The sequence below is a fragment of the Arcicella sp. GW821-FHT09D11 genome (assembly GCF_059416265.1).
Genome location: NZ_JBWKOV010000001.1, coordinates 209728 through 227227, shown reverse-complemented (window position 1 = coordinate 227227; position 17500 = coordinate 209728). Strand labels below are relative to the sequence as shown.

At 35.1% G+C, this 17500-nt stretch carries 13 protein-coding genes and 1 pseudogene; 9 read left to right on the top strand and 5 right to left on the bottom strand.

Annotated elements, in window-relative coordinates; genetic code table 11:
• Positions 1-41: 41 nt before the first annotated feature.
• The 3 genes from AC07N0_RS00830 to AC07N0_RS00820 form a co-directional block, all read right to left on the bottom strand.
• Positions 42-2846, bottom strand: coding sequence for an outer membrane beta-barrel protein (locus AC07N0_RS00830; protein ID WP_494587760.1), 2805 nt, complete (start codon positions 2844-2846; stop codon positions 42-44).
• Positions 2847-3081: 235 nt separating this feature from the next.
• On the bottom strand, positions 3082-4593 hold the full coding sequence (gene treF / locus AC07N0_RS00825) for an alpha,alpha-trehalase TreF (RefSeq protein ID WP_494587759.1): 1512 nt from the start codon (positions 4591-4593) through the stop codon (positions 3082-3084).
• A 119-nt stretch (positions 4594-4712) separates the two neighbouring features.
• The gene (locus AC07N0_RS00820) at positions 4713-5969 is read right to left on the bottom strand and encodes an MFS transporter (RefSeq protein ID WP_494587758.1); all 1257 of its coding nucleotides are present in this window, start codon (positions 5967-5969) and stop codon (positions 4713-4715) included.
• Positions 5970-6222: 253 nt separating this feature from the next.
• Here AC07N0_RS00820 and AC07N0_RS00815 point away from each other — a divergent pair, with 253 nt between their 5' ends.
• From AC07N0_RS00815 to AC07N0_RS00790, 6 genes are all read left to right on the top strand, one after another.
• On the top strand, positions 6223-7098 hold the full coding sequence (locus tag AC07N0_RS00815) for an AraC family transcriptional regulator (RefSeq protein ID WP_492800336.1): 876 nt from the start codon (positions 6223-6225) through the stop codon (positions 7096-7098).
• A gap of 89 nt (positions 7099-7187) precedes the next feature.
• Entirely contained in the window at positions 7188-7904 is a 717-nt protein-coding gene (locus AC07N0_RS00810; RefSeq protein ID WP_492800335.1) for a (Fe-S)-binding protein, read from the top strand.
• 150 nt (positions 7905-8054) lie between these two features.
• Positions 8055-9431 (top strand): lactate utilization protein B, encoded by a 1377-nt coding sequence (locus AC07N0_RS00805; RefSeq protein ID WP_494587757.1) that lies wholly within the window; start codon positions 8055-8057, stop codon positions 9429-9431.
• A gap of 235 nt (positions 9432-9666) precedes the next feature.
• The gene (locus AC07N0_RS00800) at positions 9667-10251 is read left to right on the top strand and encodes a LutC/YkgG family protein (protein WP_494587756.1); all 585 of its coding nucleotides are present in this window, start codon (positions 9667-9669) and stop codon (positions 10249-10251) included.
• Between the two features lie 157 nt (positions 10252-10408).
• The gene (locus tag AC07N0_RS00795) at positions 10409-10963 is read left to right on the top strand and encodes an RNA 2'-phosphotransferase (RefSeq protein WP_494587755.1); all 555 of its coding nucleotides are present in this window, start codon (positions 10409-10411) and stop codon (positions 10961-10963) included.
• 57 nt (positions 10964-11020) lie between these two features.
• Complete coding sequence (locus AC07N0_RS00790; RefSeq protein WP_494587754.1) at positions 11021-11416, top strand: VOC family protein; 396 nt, start codon at positions 11021-11023, stop codon at positions 11414-11416.
• 49 nt (positions 11417-11465) lie between these two features.
• Here the strand turns inward: AC07N0_RS00790 and AC07N0_RS00785 are convergent, their stop codons facing one another.
• Both AC07N0_RS00785 and AC07N0_RS00780 read right to left on the bottom strand, forming a co-directional pair.
• Entirely contained in the window at positions 11466-12341 is an 876-nt protein-coding gene (locus tag AC07N0_RS00785) for an aldo/keto reductase (protein WP_323246042.1), read from the bottom strand.
• A 240-nt stretch (positions 12342-12581) separates the two neighbouring features.
• Positions 12582-15008, bottom strand: a complete 2427-nt coding sequence (locus AC07N0_RS00780; RefSeq protein ID WP_494587753.1) for a glycosyl hydrolase 115 family protein — start codon at positions 15006-15008, stop codon at positions 12582-12584.
• Positions 15009-15213: 205 nt separating this feature from the next.
• Here AC07N0_RS00780 and AC07N0_RS00775 point away from each other — a divergent pair, with 205 nt between their 5' ends.
• The 3 genes and pseudogenes from AC07N0_RS00775 to AC07N0_RS00765 form a co-directional block, all read left to right on the top strand.
• Positions 15214-16227 carry an aldo/keto reductase gene (locus tag AC07N0_RS00775; protein ID WP_494587752.1) on the top strand — a complete coding sequence of 338 codons (1014 nt, stop codon included), beginning with the start codon at positions 15214-15216 and terminating at the stop codon, positions 16225-16227.
• Between the two features lie 75 nt (positions 16228-16302).
• Positions 16303-17223 carry a helix-turn-helix domain-containing protein gene (locus AC07N0_RS00770; protein WP_494587751.1) on the top strand — a complete coding sequence of 307 codons (921 nt, stop codon included), beginning with the start codon at positions 16303-16305 and terminating at the stop codon, positions 17221-17223.
• Between the two features lie 71 nt (positions 17224-17294).
• Positions 17295-17500 (top strand): annotated as a pseudogene (locus AC07N0_RS00765) (helix-turn-helix domain-containing protein); the annotation flags it as partial.

Sequence of the window (17500 nt, the reverse complement as noted above, 5' to 3'; positions counted from 1 at the left end):
GCGTTGAAAACGCATCTCCATTAATTCGATATTTCTTTTATCTACCAGCCATTATTTTTCTTTAATTTATCAACATGACCTTTTACGTTGTAAGTAATGCTTAACATAAAATAACGAGCTAATGTTAACGAAGTTTGGTTAGTCACATAGTTTTGGTAACCTTGTTGCGTAATGGTTTGTCTTTTGTTGAAAACATCAAATGCCGCTAAACGAAGTTCAACTTTGTTATCTTTCATCAATAAACGTCTTACAGAACAGTTCAAGATAGGAATATCTTGTTTGAATCCGAAGCGGTCGTTTTCATAACCATTATAATCAAGGTTGGTTTCAAAGAAAGTTTTCTTAGCAAAATTCCATTTGATTGAGGCATCTACGCCTGTAGTTTTGATATTCTGATTTTGCCCTTCTTCAATAGAGTATTTTATATTATTAAAGCCTAAATTTCCACTAAGACTCATCAATAATTTATCACTTGGCGTAATATTAAAGCCTAAAGTAGCATTGTAGCCTTGGTTTTGTGTTTCGTTTTTAACCCCATTAATAAAGGTTGGGTTTTTACTGATGTTAACACTACCATTCAAATTCACGGTGAATTTTGTTTTTACGATAGGGAAACTTGTGTACAAACCTGTATTAAAACGTGTTCCTCCCGAGATATTTTCTGGACGTGTTCTCGTTACAAAATTGGCATCCACTGTTTGATTATAGACAATCTGGCTTTGATAATAATTATAACTTGACCACAAGCTTATATTCGTAAAAGTAGCAGGGTCAAATTTATAGAAATCTACGCCTATTTCATGACTTTTGGTTGGTAACAAATCTTGATTACCTGTAGTAATATAAAAAGGATTGTTATTGTTTACCACTGGCTGAAGGTCGCTAATACTAGGAGCCTGTACGTTCAAGTTATAGCTCAAGCCCGCATAAGCATTGTTCTTGAATTCGATACTTGCCGAAAGGTTAGGCGTAAGGGCATCATAGCTTTTATTTATTTCAGCTTTAAGCGGAGCATTCTCTTTGCCATAAAGCTGACCCGTTAAGTCATAACGTAACACCGCCAAACCTGTAGAAATATTAACACCAGCGTGTGAATAACGCAAGCTACTTCCTAGCCTGTTATAAGTGATGTCATTTTTATAGAATGTACTTAAACTATCATATCGCTCATTGTTTGAAACGCCATTAAAAGCATCTCTTCCGACACTCTGCTTGTTATTGCTAAAGTTATAGAAAGTCTCCCAATACACTTTTTTAGAAAGTGGTTCTAAAAAGTTTAAACCTCCGTTTAATGCATTGGTCGTATTGGCATTTTGGTTGAGTTGACTAATGGCTCTGATTTGGTCGTTTACATTCTGAGCATTAAAAAACTTCGTCAATGAGTTAATTTTATCGGTTCCATCTGATGACGACACATTATAAGAAAGACTTGAGGCAAATGTGCGACCTTTCTTTTTGAATTTATGTCTGAAAATAGCTGTTCCAGAAAAATTAAAAGCATTCAAATTCGACCCATTATTGATAGCTACAGAGTTTTTAAGCGCATTATCTTGGTTAATATATCGCTGACTATTTATATCTGTGCTATTAGAGTTACTAAAACGTAAATTAGCTTTCGTAATCAGGGTATTGCTTGAATCTAACATTTGTTCAAAACGACCTGCGAGACTATGGTTACCTCTGAAATTGTTTGTATGAGTCGTATCAGTAGTAGTAAATGAATTATCTTGTAAGAATGTTCTTTTCGTTTGAAATTGATCAAGCGTAAGTTTTGTTTGGTTATAAAAATAGCTAGTACTCAATTTCGTTTTTTGATAGGTATAGTTATAGTTTACACCGCTACCAAAGTTGTTTGTAAAACCTCTTCCATCAAAGTTGTTTAAAATTCCTCCACCATCAGCAAAGAAATAACGACCGCTACTTCCAAAACCAAAATCACCATTATCATTTTGATTAAAAGAGTTATTTCCTTTAAACTCGCCATAATCACCCCAGTTTACTCCTGTTTCGTTGATGTTGTTTACATAACCCAATATCGAAAACTGTTCTTTTTTATTAAAACGGTTGTAGTTTCCTCGGGCAGCCCCTCTAGATTCTGTTCCGATAGCCCCTGTAATTTTTCCGAATGAACCTTTCTTAAATTCATCCTTTAGCTCTAGGTTAATGGTTTTTTCTTTTTTTCCATCATCTACACCCGTAAGCAATGCTTGGTCTGACTTACCATTGAAAACTTGTATCTTAGAGATAGTTTCAGCACCTAAATTTTTGGTAGCCGCTTTGGGGTCGTCACCAAAAAACGTTTTACCATCTACCAGTACTTTCTTTACATCTTTACCTTGTGCTTTGATATTACCACTAGCATCAATCTCTAAGCCTGGCAAACGGCGTAATAAGTCTTCTACCGATGACCCAGGAGGTACTTTGAACGACGATGCATTGTATTCAATCGTATCACCTTTGATAGTCAAAGGAGCTTTGGCTGTTCTTACAACAACCTCTAGTAATTCTTGAGAAATAGGTTTGATTTTAATAGGCCCTAAATCAGCAATTTCAGTTTCTGAAATTTTAATGTTTTGTTGGTAGGGTAAGAAACCCACGAATGAAATTTTAAGTAGATAAGGAGCATTTTTTACATTTCTGAATTCAAATACTCCTTTATCGTTCGCTCTGGAGAAGTTGACTAATGATGAATCTTTTGGTTGTAAAAGCATTGCCGTCGCTCCCGACATTACTACTGAATTGGTGTCTTGAACAATACCTTTAATCGTTACTCTTGTAGGATTTTGAGCTTTGACGAGGATAGAGGAAAACAGGCAGAGTAATAAAAGCAAAGTAGATTTATACATGATGATAGAGTTGATTATGTGGAGGTTTAATTATAAACGCTAAATTAACTAATTTATTAGTTATATAAAAACTAATTAACATTCTTTAACATTTATCTAACAGAGAGTGAAAAAACTACTTTTGTTGCAAGCTTGCATAGATATTTTGAGAGAACAGAGAGGGGAGGGCATAAAAAAGCACATGATATTTATCAAAGGATTGAAAAAACATCATGTGCTTAAGAAAAAATAATGGTTAACTATTTAGAAAGGTTAATAATACGCCGTTTGTCCAACCAAAGCCATCTTGGTTAGGATATTCCCCACCGCCCGCTTCAATATTTGGTGTTTGTACATTATATTTTTCGGTCATTTTACCCGTTTTTAAATATACTTTTTCATTGGTTTGTATCCAACGTGTTTTTACTTTGTCAGCCAAAATATCAAAGCCATAAGCCCTAAGTCCTTGGTAAGTAATGTATTGCAAAGGAGCCCATCCATTAGGAGCATCCCATTGCTGACCAGAGTTGATTGTTGTAGTAATTAAACCACCGTCTTTCAGAAAACTATCCTTTATTTTTTTGGCTACATTGGTTGCTTGAAATTTATTAGCAATCTCAAAAAACAAAGGAAAGCTAGATGCCAACGAATAAGAGGCTGTATGCTTTTGGGTCACAAAATCATAATCAAAATAAAAGCCTTCTTCTACACTATAACAATATTTCTTGATAGCTTTTTCACGCAATTTTGAAGCATTGTATAATTTATTGGCTGAAAATTTATCGTCTAGTAAAAGAAAAGCACGGAATAAAGTTTTTTCAAGATTCAGTAGTAAACAGTTTAAATCTATAGGAACGATGTCTGTAGTATGAATAGTCGTCATATTTTTTCCATCCTTAAACCAACGACTGCTAAAATCCCAGCCAGATTCAGCGGCAGCTCTGATATGACGATAGATTTCCGAGGGATTTTTCCCTGACTTTTCTGCCAATTCTATGTCTTCTTTATAGGCCTCTGGTCGGGGTGTGTCGTTTTCATCCCAATAGCGATTCATAATAGTTCCGTTAGGCATTTTTACGACTCTTGCAGTAGCGATACTTGCTTTGTCTTTGACAAGTTTATTTTTACCTGTCATCCAGAAATCATACTCTTTTTCTAAAGCAGGCAAATACTTTAGCAATACTTCGTCGCCCTTTTCTTCCCGCAATAATTCGACCATCAAAGAGAAAAAAGGCGGTTGCGAACGCCCTAAGAAATAGGTACGATTACCATTGGGAATATAACCAAGTTTGTTGATGAGGTAATTAAAGTTGTCGATAATACCTTCTATTAAATCAATCTGCCTATTTTCTTGTAAGCCTAGCATGGTGAAGTAGCTATCCCAATAATAAATCTCTTGGAATCTGCCTCCTGGCACTACATACCTTGAAGGTAAAGCAATCAAAGAACCGTCTTGTGCTTGTTGATTTGGCTCACGCGTAAGAATAGGCCATAATGCTGACAGATGTTCAGCAATAGGTATTGAAGTATCACTTTTATAATCGTTGGCAGATACTGTATTAGCGATATAGTTGGTATGAATGAACTGCTTTAAATCAAAATTAGACTTACTTTTTTCTTCGAGATATTTCTCTAATATTTTTTCAGAAGATTCCTTAGGTATATAATCATTAAAAGTCTTGGAATCAGGAAAAATATCACTCATCTGCACATCGACAAACAATTCATCGAAGGGATGATTTGATTTTGAAGTATTGTTTATGGACATCGTTATTCATTACTACAAAGCGAAAAGCAATCTTTTGAATTACGAATGCTTTCTAGTTTTAATTTTATGTGATTGTTTATAAATGATATTAAAATAATGTGCAATCTATTAAAAAATAATCAATGTCCTCCAGTACTCTTCAGTTCAACATTTTCATTATTTGATAACTTGTTGAAAACAATTAAACAAACAATTAAAATGGTAAGTGGAATTAATGAAAAATAAAAGGCACTTTCACCCCCGTAAGCTTCAAAGATATGTCCTGTTATTAATGAGCCTGTAGTTCCACCCAGTGCAGAGAAAATGACAATCAGACCCGACATTATTCCATGCTGACGATTAGGAAGTGAACTCAAGATTACTGAATTAATAGCTGGATAAATCGGTGCAATTACTAAGCCTATCATCGGAAAAATAAATGCTACTATTGGGGCATTTCCCCAGCCAGTAATTACTTCACTGCCTAAATTTTTGGCAAGTGGTAAAGCTATCAGTACTAATGCTCCAGCCAATATTACACAAGTCAATAATACATAAAGCCACTTAATTTTTCTAAGGACAATTCCTGCTAAAAATCTACCAACAGCCGTTGAGGCCGCCAAAATACTTGCCATTTGAATACTGAGGCTTGCTGGTAAATGTAATACCTTACTATTAAAAGTAGGTAGCCAACTCATAATGCTTTGTTCTATCAACACATAAATAAAAGCACTTGCCACAAATACCAAAACCACTGGCACTACTACCAAGCGAAGCATATCGCTAAACCCACCCATTGTATTTTCATCAGGTTGTGCTTTTATGCTCGATTCGTCCAAAGGTGACGTTAATAAAAGTAAAAAAGCAAAAACCGCCAAACCTGCCAATAAATAATAAACATTGACCCACGCTGGTGATTGTGGATTTAAGTCATCAATAAAAGCACTAAAAATAAAACTGCCTGTAAGCACCCCAATCATAAAGAATGATTCAATGAAATTCATCAAGCTGATATGTTCATTTTTATCTTTTGTAATTAATCCGATGGTTGCATACACAGATACTTTTATCAAAGCAAAGGACGTGCCAATTGAAGCAAATAGGAGCTTAGTCATCCAAAACTCATTCAAGATAGGCATCATCAAACAAGTAAATGCTACAATAGCCAAGGCAATCAGCATAGCATTTTTATAACCAATTTTAACAATAAAGGAAGCTACCAAAAACGAAACGACCGCAATACTTAAATCTTTGAAGGCCTCTAAGACAGAAGCCGCTGATTCAGAAATGCCATAAGTGTTTTGAACCTGTAGAATTACTGCTCCCACACTGTTGAGTAAAATAGCAAATAGGAAATAATTAATAAAGATCGATACCTTAATTTTCCAGTTGTTCATAATTGGCGGGTTGTGTAATAAGTAAAAAAGAAGCGAACAAAAGTCCGCTTCTTGTGTTTGTTGGCTCAGTGATCAGAATAGTTATATAAATGGTTAATGTTTGATGCAAAATTCCGTAAATAAGTATAAATAAACTACTCTTTCATTATTATAAAATATTACTATATTAATAAGCATTATTATTATTAAGTAGTTTTTTCAGTAAATTAGCAATAAAAATGAAAATATTTATAATTTGTATAAAAAATATTAAATGAAAGCTGAATTTGAAATAATTCAACCTGATGAAGGAAGCTCCTTTAGGGTGTTATATCACAAAGTACCCGCGGGGTCATCTGGTGATTTCAGGTGGAGTTATCATTATCATCCAGAATATGAAATCGTTTTGGTGTTTCAAGGAGAGGGTAGAAGACACGTAGGAAACCATTTAAGCTATTATGCTGATGGCGATTTAGTGATGATAGCTTCTGATGTGCCCCATTCTGGCTTTGGTTATGGCGCCATCGGTGTGCATGAGGAAATCGTGATTCAGTTTAAAGAGAATTTTTTAGGAGAAGGTTTTATTGAATCTCGAGAGATGTCTTCTATAAAATTACTTTTTGAGCGTTCCAAACAAGGAATTTCTTTTTATGGTGAAACATACGAAGAGCTTAGTAAGCGTATAAAAAAATTACTTGAACTTACTGCTTTTGAAAGGCTTGTAGCATTACTCAATATCCTTCAAAGTTTAGCAAAATCTACTGAATATATCTTGCTAAATGCGTCGGATATACGCTATAATTTCAGTCTGAAAGATCAAGAAAGGCTTAATAAAATATACAAATTTGTAGAAGGTAATTATAGGCAAGAAATTGATATACAGGAAGTTGCTGATTTATCTAACCTTACTATTCCTGCTTTTTGTAATTACTTTAAAAAGAATGCTAACCAAACATTTACTGAATTTGTGAATGAATTCAGGATAAATCAAGCTTGCAAAATGCTGTTGGAAGGGGAGGACATTACAGATGTTTGTTTTCATTGTGGGTTTAATAATGTATCTTATTTTGGGAGAGTCTTTAGGGAATTCAAAGGGAAAAGCCCTTCTCAATTTCGCAGAGCTTTCACAGATAGTTTCAATCAGGTGTAGTTTCCGCATAAGAGTACAGTATGCTTACATGAGTATTTTGACTGTAATTTTGAGCTTTATCGTAAAGATTGAATTGAAGCCCCATAATAATGAAAGTAGCGCTGTTTATTCCTTGTTATATCGATCAGTTTTATCCAAATGTGGCAATTGCTACCTTGGAACTACTAGAGAAATTTGGTTGTGAAGTATATTATCCACTAAACCAAACTTGTTGTGGACAACCCATGGCAAATTCTGGCTTTGAACACCTTACCAAAGGATGTGATAAAAACTTTCTTGAAAACTTTAAAGGCTATGAATACATTGTTTCACCATCAGGGAGTTGCACACTCCATGTAAAAGACCATGTATTGGGCAAAGGTGATGAAAATGCTAAAATCTATGAATTAACAGAATTTTTAGTAGATGTATTGAAAGTAGAAAATCTGCAAGCAAACTTTCCACATAAAGTAGGCTTACACCAAAGTTGTCACGGGCAACGTGGGCTGAAGCTTGCCCAGATGTCTGAATTAGTAGCCCAACCTTATTCAAAACCTGAGAAATTACTGAAAATGGTTGATGGCTTATCTATCATTGAATTGGATAGAAAAGATGAATGCTGTGGGTTCGGTGGAACATTCTGTGTGGCGGAGGAGGCTGTTTCTGCAAAAATGGGTAAAGATAGAGTAGCTGACCATTTGCGTCATGAAGCCGAATTTATCACAGGTGCTGACGTCTCATGTTTGATGCACATGGAGGGAATTTTAAGAAGAAAAGGCTCGAACGTGAAAGTAAAACATATCGCTGAGATTTTAAATAGCAAGTAGGTTAAGTAGTTGTGAGTTGTGATTGAGCGAATTAGTGAATAGAAGATTTAAGACAATAGACTTCAGACACTAGATAGACTGTTAGGAAAATTCACTAATTCACCACTCACTCAATCACAACTAAATACTCATTTGTGAAATTTTTATTCGATGAATAATCCAATCAAAGATCACGCTACGGCGTCGATTGAGTTCAATAAAGACGAAGACTACGTAAATTGGCATGACGAAACGCTTTGGTTTGTACGTTCAAAACGTGACAGAGCCGTTTTTCAAATCCCTGAATGGGAACAATTACGGGAAGCAGGTTCGCAAATCAAAAATCATGTATTATCAAATATGCATGATTTGCTAGTGCAGTTTGAAGAAAAAGCGACCGCAAATGGTATCAAAGTTCACTGGGCTGCTGACGGAAAAGAACATAACGAGATTGTACACGCTATCTTGAAAAAAGAAGGCATTACTCGTATGGTAAAGTCGAAGTCTATGTTAACGGAAGAATGTCATTTAAATCATTTCTTGGAAGAACAAGGCATAGAAGTAATCGATTCTGATTTGGGCGAGCGTATCGTTCAGATGAGAAATGAACCACCTTCACACATTGTATTGCCTGCTATTCACCTCAAAAAAGCTGACGTTGGTGAAACTTTCCATATACATTTAGGGACTGAAAAAGGTGCTACCGATCCACAATATCTTACAGAGGCTGCTCGTCAGCATTTAAGAGATACTTTCTTGACCAGAAAAGTAGCTTTGACAGGCGTAAACTTTGCCATTGCTGAAACAGGAGGTTTTGTAGTTTGTACCAACGAGGGCAATGCAGATATGGGTGCCCACTTGGCTGATGTGCATATCGCTTCGATGGGTTTTGAAAAGATTATACCTCGTGCCGAACACCTGAGTGTTTTCTTGAGATTATTGGCAAGAAGTGCTACAGGGCAACCAATTACTACTTTCTCGAGTCATTTTCATACACCACGCGAAGGGCAAGAAATGCATATTATCTTAGTAGATAATGGCAGGACTACTCAATTGGGGCGCCCAGATTTCAGAAATTCTTTGAAATGTATTCGTTGTGCAGCTTGTATGAATACCTGTCCAGTGTACCGTCGTTCAGGGGGCTTTAGTTATCACTCGGCTGTGGCTGGACCAATTGGTTCTATATTGGCTCCGAACTTGGATATGGAAAAGAATGCAGATTTACCTTTTGCTTCTACGCTTTGCGGGTCATGTTCAAATGTGTGTCCCGTTAAAATCGATATTCATGACCAATTATATAAATGGCGCCAAGTATTGGTGCAAGGTGGGCATGTTTCTAAAGTAAAAGCTGCTGGTATTAATTCCATGGCAATGGTGTTAAACTCTCCTAAATTCTTTAGAACAGCAGGTAAATTAGGAAGATTCTTTATGAAAAATACTCCTTTCTTAGTAAACAATGGCTTGAATCCTTGGTACAACCAAAGAGAAATGCCTGAGCCACCTAAAGAAAGCTTTAGAGAGTGGTATGTTCGTAAAAAGGGATTATAAGACTTTAGGAATTTAAGATTTAAGACGTAAGATACTAGACATTAGACTTGTTCAGTGAGTTCCCACAACCGTGGTCTGTGAAGACACAGACCACGGGTATTAGATATGAACATCTAGCATCTAATATCTAACGTCTAATACCTTACATCTTCAAGTCCTAAAGTCCTCCAGTCTAGCGTCTAAAATCTTCCAGTCCTAAAGTCCCCAAATCCTAAAGTCCAAAAAAAATAAAAAGATGTCAAGCAGAGAAAAAATATTATCACTTATCAAACAGAACCAGCCTGAATATAGAGAGTTGACTGTTCAGTTTAAGTTTGATACAGTTTATGAAAATAATTTCAATAAGTTTGCTGAAATACTCAGTTTTGTAGGAGGGAAGGCCGTTGCTGTGAACTCTTATGAAGAAATAAAAGCAGATATTCAGGCACATTATCAAGGCGTAACAAATATTGCTTCTACAGTAGAGGAACTAGCTGAGTTAGCCGACTTTAGTTTGAATGTTAGTGACCCACACGAGCTAGAAACCTTGAATTTAGCCATCATCAGAGGCGATTTTGGAGTGGCAGAAAATGGGGCTATTTGGGTTTCTGAAAAACAGCTACCACATAGAGTATTACCGATGATTACTCAATACTTAGTGATGATTATCAAAGGTTCTGAAATCGTAACTAATATGCACCGTGCTTATGAACGTATAAAAGTAGATGAAACAGGCTTCGGAACCTTTATTTCGGGTCCATCTAAAACAGCCGATATTGAACAAAGCTTGGTAATAGGGGCGCATGGAGCTAGAGGATTGACGGTGTATGTGCTTCCATAGATAAGAAATTACATCAATATAAAGTATAAGGCAAAGGAAGAAATTCACTTGCCTTTTTTTATTGTATGAAGATTAATATCAATTAATAAAGTTATGGTTGTATTATGTGAAATTGTATCTGCTTTTAGTACCTTTAAAAATTAGTAAATACACGACAATGATAAACGAAAAAGAAAATACTAAGATTAGTAAATTTCTAAGCTTAGTATTGCGCCACAAACCAGAAACTATTCAAATAAATCTTGATGAGAATGGCTGGACTAGTGTTGATGAATTAATTGAAAATGCACATAAATTTGGATATCATTTTGATAGAGAGATACTTAAATTTATTGTTGAGACGAATGCAAAAAAACGATTTGCTTTTAATGACAACTTCGATAAAATAAGGGCTAATCAAGGACATTCAGTTGAGGTTGAACTTGGTTATTCTCCTCAAATTCCTCCAGTAATTCTCTATCATGGGACAAGTGAAAAATCAGTAGCATTAATTTTACAAACAGGTTTAGAGAAACAAAGTCGCCATCATGTTCATCTAAGTAAAGATGTGGATACTGCTTTGGTAGTAGGTACACGACACGGAAAACCTTTTGTGTTTGAAGTGTTAGCAGAGCTTATGCATTCAGATGGCTTCGAGTTCTATTTATCTGAGAATGGCGTTTGGCTTACTGATAATGTGCCAGTTAAATATTTGAGAGAATACAGGAATTAATTATTACTAACACTGTTTTTATGGTTTGTATCTTAAACCTTTAAAATAGATATACGAATGAAACAGAGTATTATACAAATTGCTATTGTAGTAGATGATTACGATATGGCAATTGAATTTTATACAAAGAAATTGCAATTTGAACTTATCGAAGATACTCAATTGAGTGAAACCAAAAGATGGGTTTTAGTAAGTCCACAAAACTCAAATGGTTTTTGTTTGCTATTAGCAAAAGCTGCTAATCAAGAACAAATGAAAGCGGTGGGTAATCAATCGGGAGGTAGAGTATTCTTGTTTTTAAATACGGATGATTTCTGGAGAGATTATCAGTATATGAAAAGTGTAGGCGTTGAATTTGTGAGAGAACCTGTTGAAGAAGTTTATGGAACAGTAGCTGTCTTCAAAGATTTATATGGTAATATGTGGGACTTGATAGAGCAAAAAGGCAAGTGATATATGTTTCACTTGCCTTTTTAGTTAGCAATAAAGCAAACAGAAATACTTACTTCATCATCGCCAAATTATAAATCTCATACCAATCTTCATGACTTAATTTAATTTCTGTAGCACTTACAGCATTACGGATTCTTTCCTCAGAGAGTGAACCAATAATCGGCAAAGTACCTAATTGTAAAAGCCAAGCTACCGCAGTTTGTTCAACATTAGCATCATATTTTTCGCCAATTTCTGTCAATTTTGCTCTTATAATAGACGATTTAGCATCAGTACCATCCAAAATCTTACCACCAGCCAACGGAGCCCAAGCCAAAGGTTTGCTGAAACGTTGTTTAATAAAGTCTAATCTACCATCTTCAATCGCTGAAGTATTGATAAGGTTCAGCTCAATATGGTTCGTTACGATAGGCTTACGCAAATACGACTCTAATAATTGATGCTGAAATACCGTTAAGTTACTAACGCCTACGTGTTTGATTTTACCGCTGTTTACCAGCTCTCTTAATATCTGTGCTGTTTCTTCAGGATTACTAATCATGTCGATTTGATTCAACAAGAAAATATCGAGATAATCAGTTTTAAGTCTTTTTAAAGAGTTGTTTACACTTTCTAGCAAATACTTTTCGCTGTTGTCAAAATAAGTATAACCCTTATCAGACTTACGAACGCCACATTTGCTGAAAAGGACAATCTCTTCTCTTTTGATTGCTTTTTGCTGAATGAGTTTCCCAAAATATTCTTCGATGGTATAATTGCCATAAATATCTGCATGGTCAAAAGTATTGATACCTAATTCCAAGCATAAATTAACAATCCTCTCCATATTAGCAACAGTCTCAGCACCATTGTCTGTCCATCTCCAAAACCCATAGATTGCCTCAGAAACCTTTGGACCAGAATCACTCAAATAGACTTTATTCATAAAAATTAATTGGTTTTAATATAATCGAATACAAGATTGCTCAAAGATTGGAAAATTATATAAAACAGAAAACAAAAAGGCTGATAAATTCTGTATAGGAGCGATATTAAAGGCGATTATTGGCGTAGAGAGAGACAAATGTGTAAATTATTACTTCTATAAGTAAACTACCTCATCAGTATTTTGTTAGCAAAGAAAATTTCTTTGCTAACAAAACGATATAAACAAGAAGTTGATAAATTAATTAAAACTCAACAAAAAATGATCAAGCACTACACCTGTATCGATCATGAAAATCTTGAAAGTGTGTTCTCCCGAACTTAATTCCTTTGTTTTTAATATTCTTTTAGCGGTGTTTGTCAACACATTTTGTTTCCATTCTTCGCTTCTATCGTACGTCTGAAAATTAACAAATTGTACCTTTTGGTCATCAATCTGTATGCCTACTCTTTGTCCTATACTAAACTGAAGAGGGTGCAATGGCAATGCAACGACTGTTAATTTTAATGCTGATTTTTCGCTAACATTGAACCGATAAGTCAAAGTAGGAAGTTCGCCGAGGTTGGTACTATCAAGAGATGTGCCTAATTGAAATGGTCCACTCACTACGGATGAGCCTGAGAAACTAGGTTCTCCTATCTTTTTCCAGAATGCTTTTGCTCCTTGTTTTACAGAGATAAAGTCTCCAGCAGGAATTTTTGTTGTCTTTTGTGTGACAACAGTTTTCTTTTGTTCAACTTTTAATAACTTCTCTGGACTGTTAAATACAGGCAAATCTCTAGGCGAAGCATCCATCATAAATTTCCATTTCCCGCCCACCAATTGATTATTATAATAACTTGTCAATTCCTGAATACCTTGATAGCTTTTTATCGAAGCCTTAAGATTTTCATCTGCATTGTCTCTTTGGTCAATTGGTTTTTCATAAAACTTATCCAAATACAAGAATTTCTGATTCATTTTACTGGCCGCCAAAATAGGATATTCAACTAACTGAAAATAAGCATCAGACAGTGATTTATCGACAGGGCGATTTTCAAGTGTTTCTTTTTCTAATTGTAAATAATCCTTTAGTCTTTCGTCTATTTCAGCAGCACTAAAATCTGTAGGATGTGTAGCCCTTGTAGGTTCTGTTTGACTCCAACCCATAAATTCAGGCTTACGAACAAAGGCCAATTGATAATATTTCCATAGTAAATCAGCAGGATTAGTACTTTTTAAGAGCGAATAAGTCCAGTTACTTAAATGTTCTTTGATGCTTTTTCCTTGTTGAAAAGGCTTAATATTATAAGCCATATCCAAGAACAACTGTGTGCCATATTCATTGGCTTTAATATCTCCAACATTCACTATCCATATCTTTCTAGCGTCCATTTCATAGGCTTTGTTCATTTCAAAATGAATTAAAGCAGGGTGAGTAGTACCTAGCCAAAGATAATCGTGTGGTCTGCCCCAATATGAAATGTGATAATAAACTCCTGAGCCTCCTTTGCGTTTTCTTTCGGCCTCGTTGCTTAAATTTTTAATATATCCATAGTTATCATCAGGCCACATTAGCGTAATATCGTCGGGCACTTTCAAGCCATTTTCATAAAGATGTAATACCTCTTTGTAGAGTGTCATCGTTTGCGGAATGTCCTCCAATGGTTTGTTGAGGTTTTTCTTTAGCAAATCTCTTTGGAGTTGTATAATTTCCTCTGTTGTTTCTACGGCTTTGCTAATGTCTTTTACCCCTTCCATACCACTATCATGCTTGCCACGCATACCTAGGGTATAAAAGTTTTCATAATCTTTAATTTCCTTAATTCTACTTTCCCAATAGTTAATAATTTTATCTTTGTTGGTAAAATAATTATAGTCGCCCATAGTTTTATCTATCCATTCATCTACATTATTTCGCATCATAGGTTCTGCGTGGGAAGTCCCCATAATGATTCCATACTTTTTAGCTATTTCTTTATTTTCTGGGAAATGATAAAAAGCCTTTGTAGAGGGGTGCATCGCTGGCCAAATAATGTTGGCTTTTAACCTCAGTAATAATTCAAATACTTTGGCATAAGTAGCAGGGCCAATATCTTTTGTTTGTGTATCAAATGTTTTGGCAGCCCAAGGTTGTAAGCCCCAGTCTTCATCATTGATAAAAATTCCACGGTATTTTACCGAAGGTTCTGCGCTGATAGTGTCTCTGATAATAACTTTTTTGCTTGTCAATTTAGCAATCGGTACATCATCCCAAAAATACCAAGGATTTACGCCCAATTTTTTAGAAAGCTCGAATACACCATAAGCCAATCCTCGGGCATCGCTACCTGTAATTATTAATATTTGCTTTTTCGCTTTACTTTGGTTGCTATAACTAAATACTTCCCATTTCCCTGCTATTTTTTTATCGTTTTGTGTGATTAAGTTTTTCAATTCAGCAGGTACTTTGTCGCCAACAATTCTTAGAATAATCTGAGGATCTGTTTTTTGATTAAGATTTACCTTTATCCCAAAAACCTGTTCAATGTCTTGTTTAAATAACTGAGCAGTAGTGTTTACTAAAGGATGTTGCGAAGAATAGACAATGTTGATAGTGGGTGTAAACTCAAAAGATGAATTGTTTTTCTGAGAAAAGGCATTGAAAACGAAAAATATTAAGAAAATAAACGATAGTCTCAATTTCATAGGAATAACATTTAAGGATTGATGTGATGCTTTATAAAGCTAAATCTCTAAGCAATCTACTGAATTAATCGGTCTATATCAGGTTGAAAAGATAATCACCTGCCTCATTTTGGATACAATATCAAGGGATTTGGCTACTTTTTTAAATGAGTGTTTATAGAACTTTGTCATGTTAAAGATAAACACTCATCTTAAAAATTAAATCATGAACAACTTAAATAAAATTGCATTAGGAAATCAAGGATTAATAGTGCCAAAAATTGGCTTAGGTTGCATGGGTATGACCCAAATAGCTGGAGCAGATATTTATGGAAAAGCCGACGAAGCTGAATCAATTGCAACTATTCATCGTTCATTAGAATTAGGAGGGAACTTCCTAGATACCGCCGATTTGTATGGACCATTGGCAAACGAAAGGCTGATTTCAAAAGCTATTAAAGGCAACAGAGATAAATACATTATTGCTACAAAATTTGGGTTTGAAATTGATGACAATGAACAACTTACTTGGCAAATAAATGGTAAACCTGAATATGTTAAAAAAGCCGTTGAGCGTTCGCTGAAAAACCTTGGGACAGATTATATCGACTTATATTATCTTCATAGACTAGATGCTAATACGCCCATCGAAGATACGGTTGGTGCAATGGCTGATTTGGTAAAAGAAGGTAAGGTGGGCTATATCGGGCTTTCGGAAGTGTCCTCAGAAACCATCAAAAAAGCACATCATGTGCATCCATTAACAGCGATACAAACAGAGTATTCTTTATTTGAAAGAACTGTTGAAGAAGCAGGTATTTTAACAACACTAGAGGAATTGAATATTGGCTTTGTAGCCTATTCTCCTTTAGGCAGAGGATTTCTTTCTGGAGATATTGAAATTAAAAGTCCAGATGATTTTCCTGCTGATGATTTTAGAAGAAGTATTCCTCGTTTTCAAGGTGAAAACTTCTATAAAAATCTTGAATTGGTGAGCGAAATCAAAAAGATTGCTGATGAAAAGGGCATTACACCCTCTCAATTAGCCATTACTTGGATTATCTCTAAAGGATATTTGCCAATTCCTGGAACGAAACGAGTGAAATATGTTGAGCAAAATATTGAGACAATTAATATTCAGTTGAGTACAGATGAATTAAATAGATTAGAAGGTATCGTGCCATTGGGCACATCAACAGGCGACCGTTACGATGCTTGGGGGATGTCTATGGTAGGGTAGGTAGTAAGAATGACATTTAAGGGAAAGTCTTTTAAAGGCTTTCCTATTTTATCTTTTTTTGAAACATTTACGAAAATGAAAAAAGAAACAAATCTGCCATATATCATCAATTCAATTTCTGAATTGCACCGCCTGTTGGGTTTACCTAAGCCCGAACACCCTTTGGTAAGTGTAATTAGTATGAACAGCATTAATTGTCATTTTGATGATAATATGAAGAGTGTTATCTATAACTTTTATTCTATTTGTATCAAAAAGGATTTTACAGGCAAGTTAAAGTATGGACAAAACTATTATGATTTTGATGAAGGATTAATGACGTTTTTCTCGCCTGGACAAGTAATCTCAACAGTCGTGACAGAAGATATTGCTTTAAAAGGTTGGTGGTTGGTTGTCCATCCTGATTTTATCCGTAATTATTCCTTACAAAAGACAATTAAAGAGTACGGCTTTTTTTCTTATGCCGTCAACGAAGCACTTCATCTCTCTGAAAAAGAGGAGGCTATGCTAGATACTATCATTAAAAATATCGAACAGGAATACGGTTCTGTGATTGATAAGTTTAGTCAGGATGTCATCGTTTCTCATATCGAACTATTACTAAATTATTGTAATAGATATTATAACAGACAGTTCATTACCCGTAAAACGGCCAATGATGAACTTTTAATAAAACTAGATGAGTTGCTGGCAAGTTATTTTGATTCAGGCAAGAATGAACAATTAGGCTTACCAACGGTGCAATATCTTTCAGCACAATTGAATGTTTCGGCGAATTATTTAAGTGATATGCTTAGGAGTTTAACAGGGCAAAGTACACAGCATCATATCCATACAAAGCTGATTGAAAAAGCTAAAGAGATATTGACAACAACCTCTTTATCTGTCAGTGAGATAGCCTATCAATTAGGGTTTGAACATCCACAGTCATTCAGTAAATTATTCAAGAACAAAACCAATGTTTCTCCGTTAGAATTTAGACATTCTTTTAATTGAGGGTAAGATACATATTGCAAAACCCCCATTCACCAATTCTGGTAAATGGGGGTTTCTTGTAATATAATCAAAGCGATATGCTTAGGAGTTTAACAGGGCAAAGTACACAACATCATATCCATACAAAACTGATTGAAAAAGCAAAAGAGATATTGACAACAACCTCTTTATCTGTCAGTGAGATAGCCTATCAATTAGGATTTGAACATCCACAGTCATTCAGTAAATTATTCAAGAACAAAACCAATGTTTCTCCGTTAGAATTTAGACATTCTTT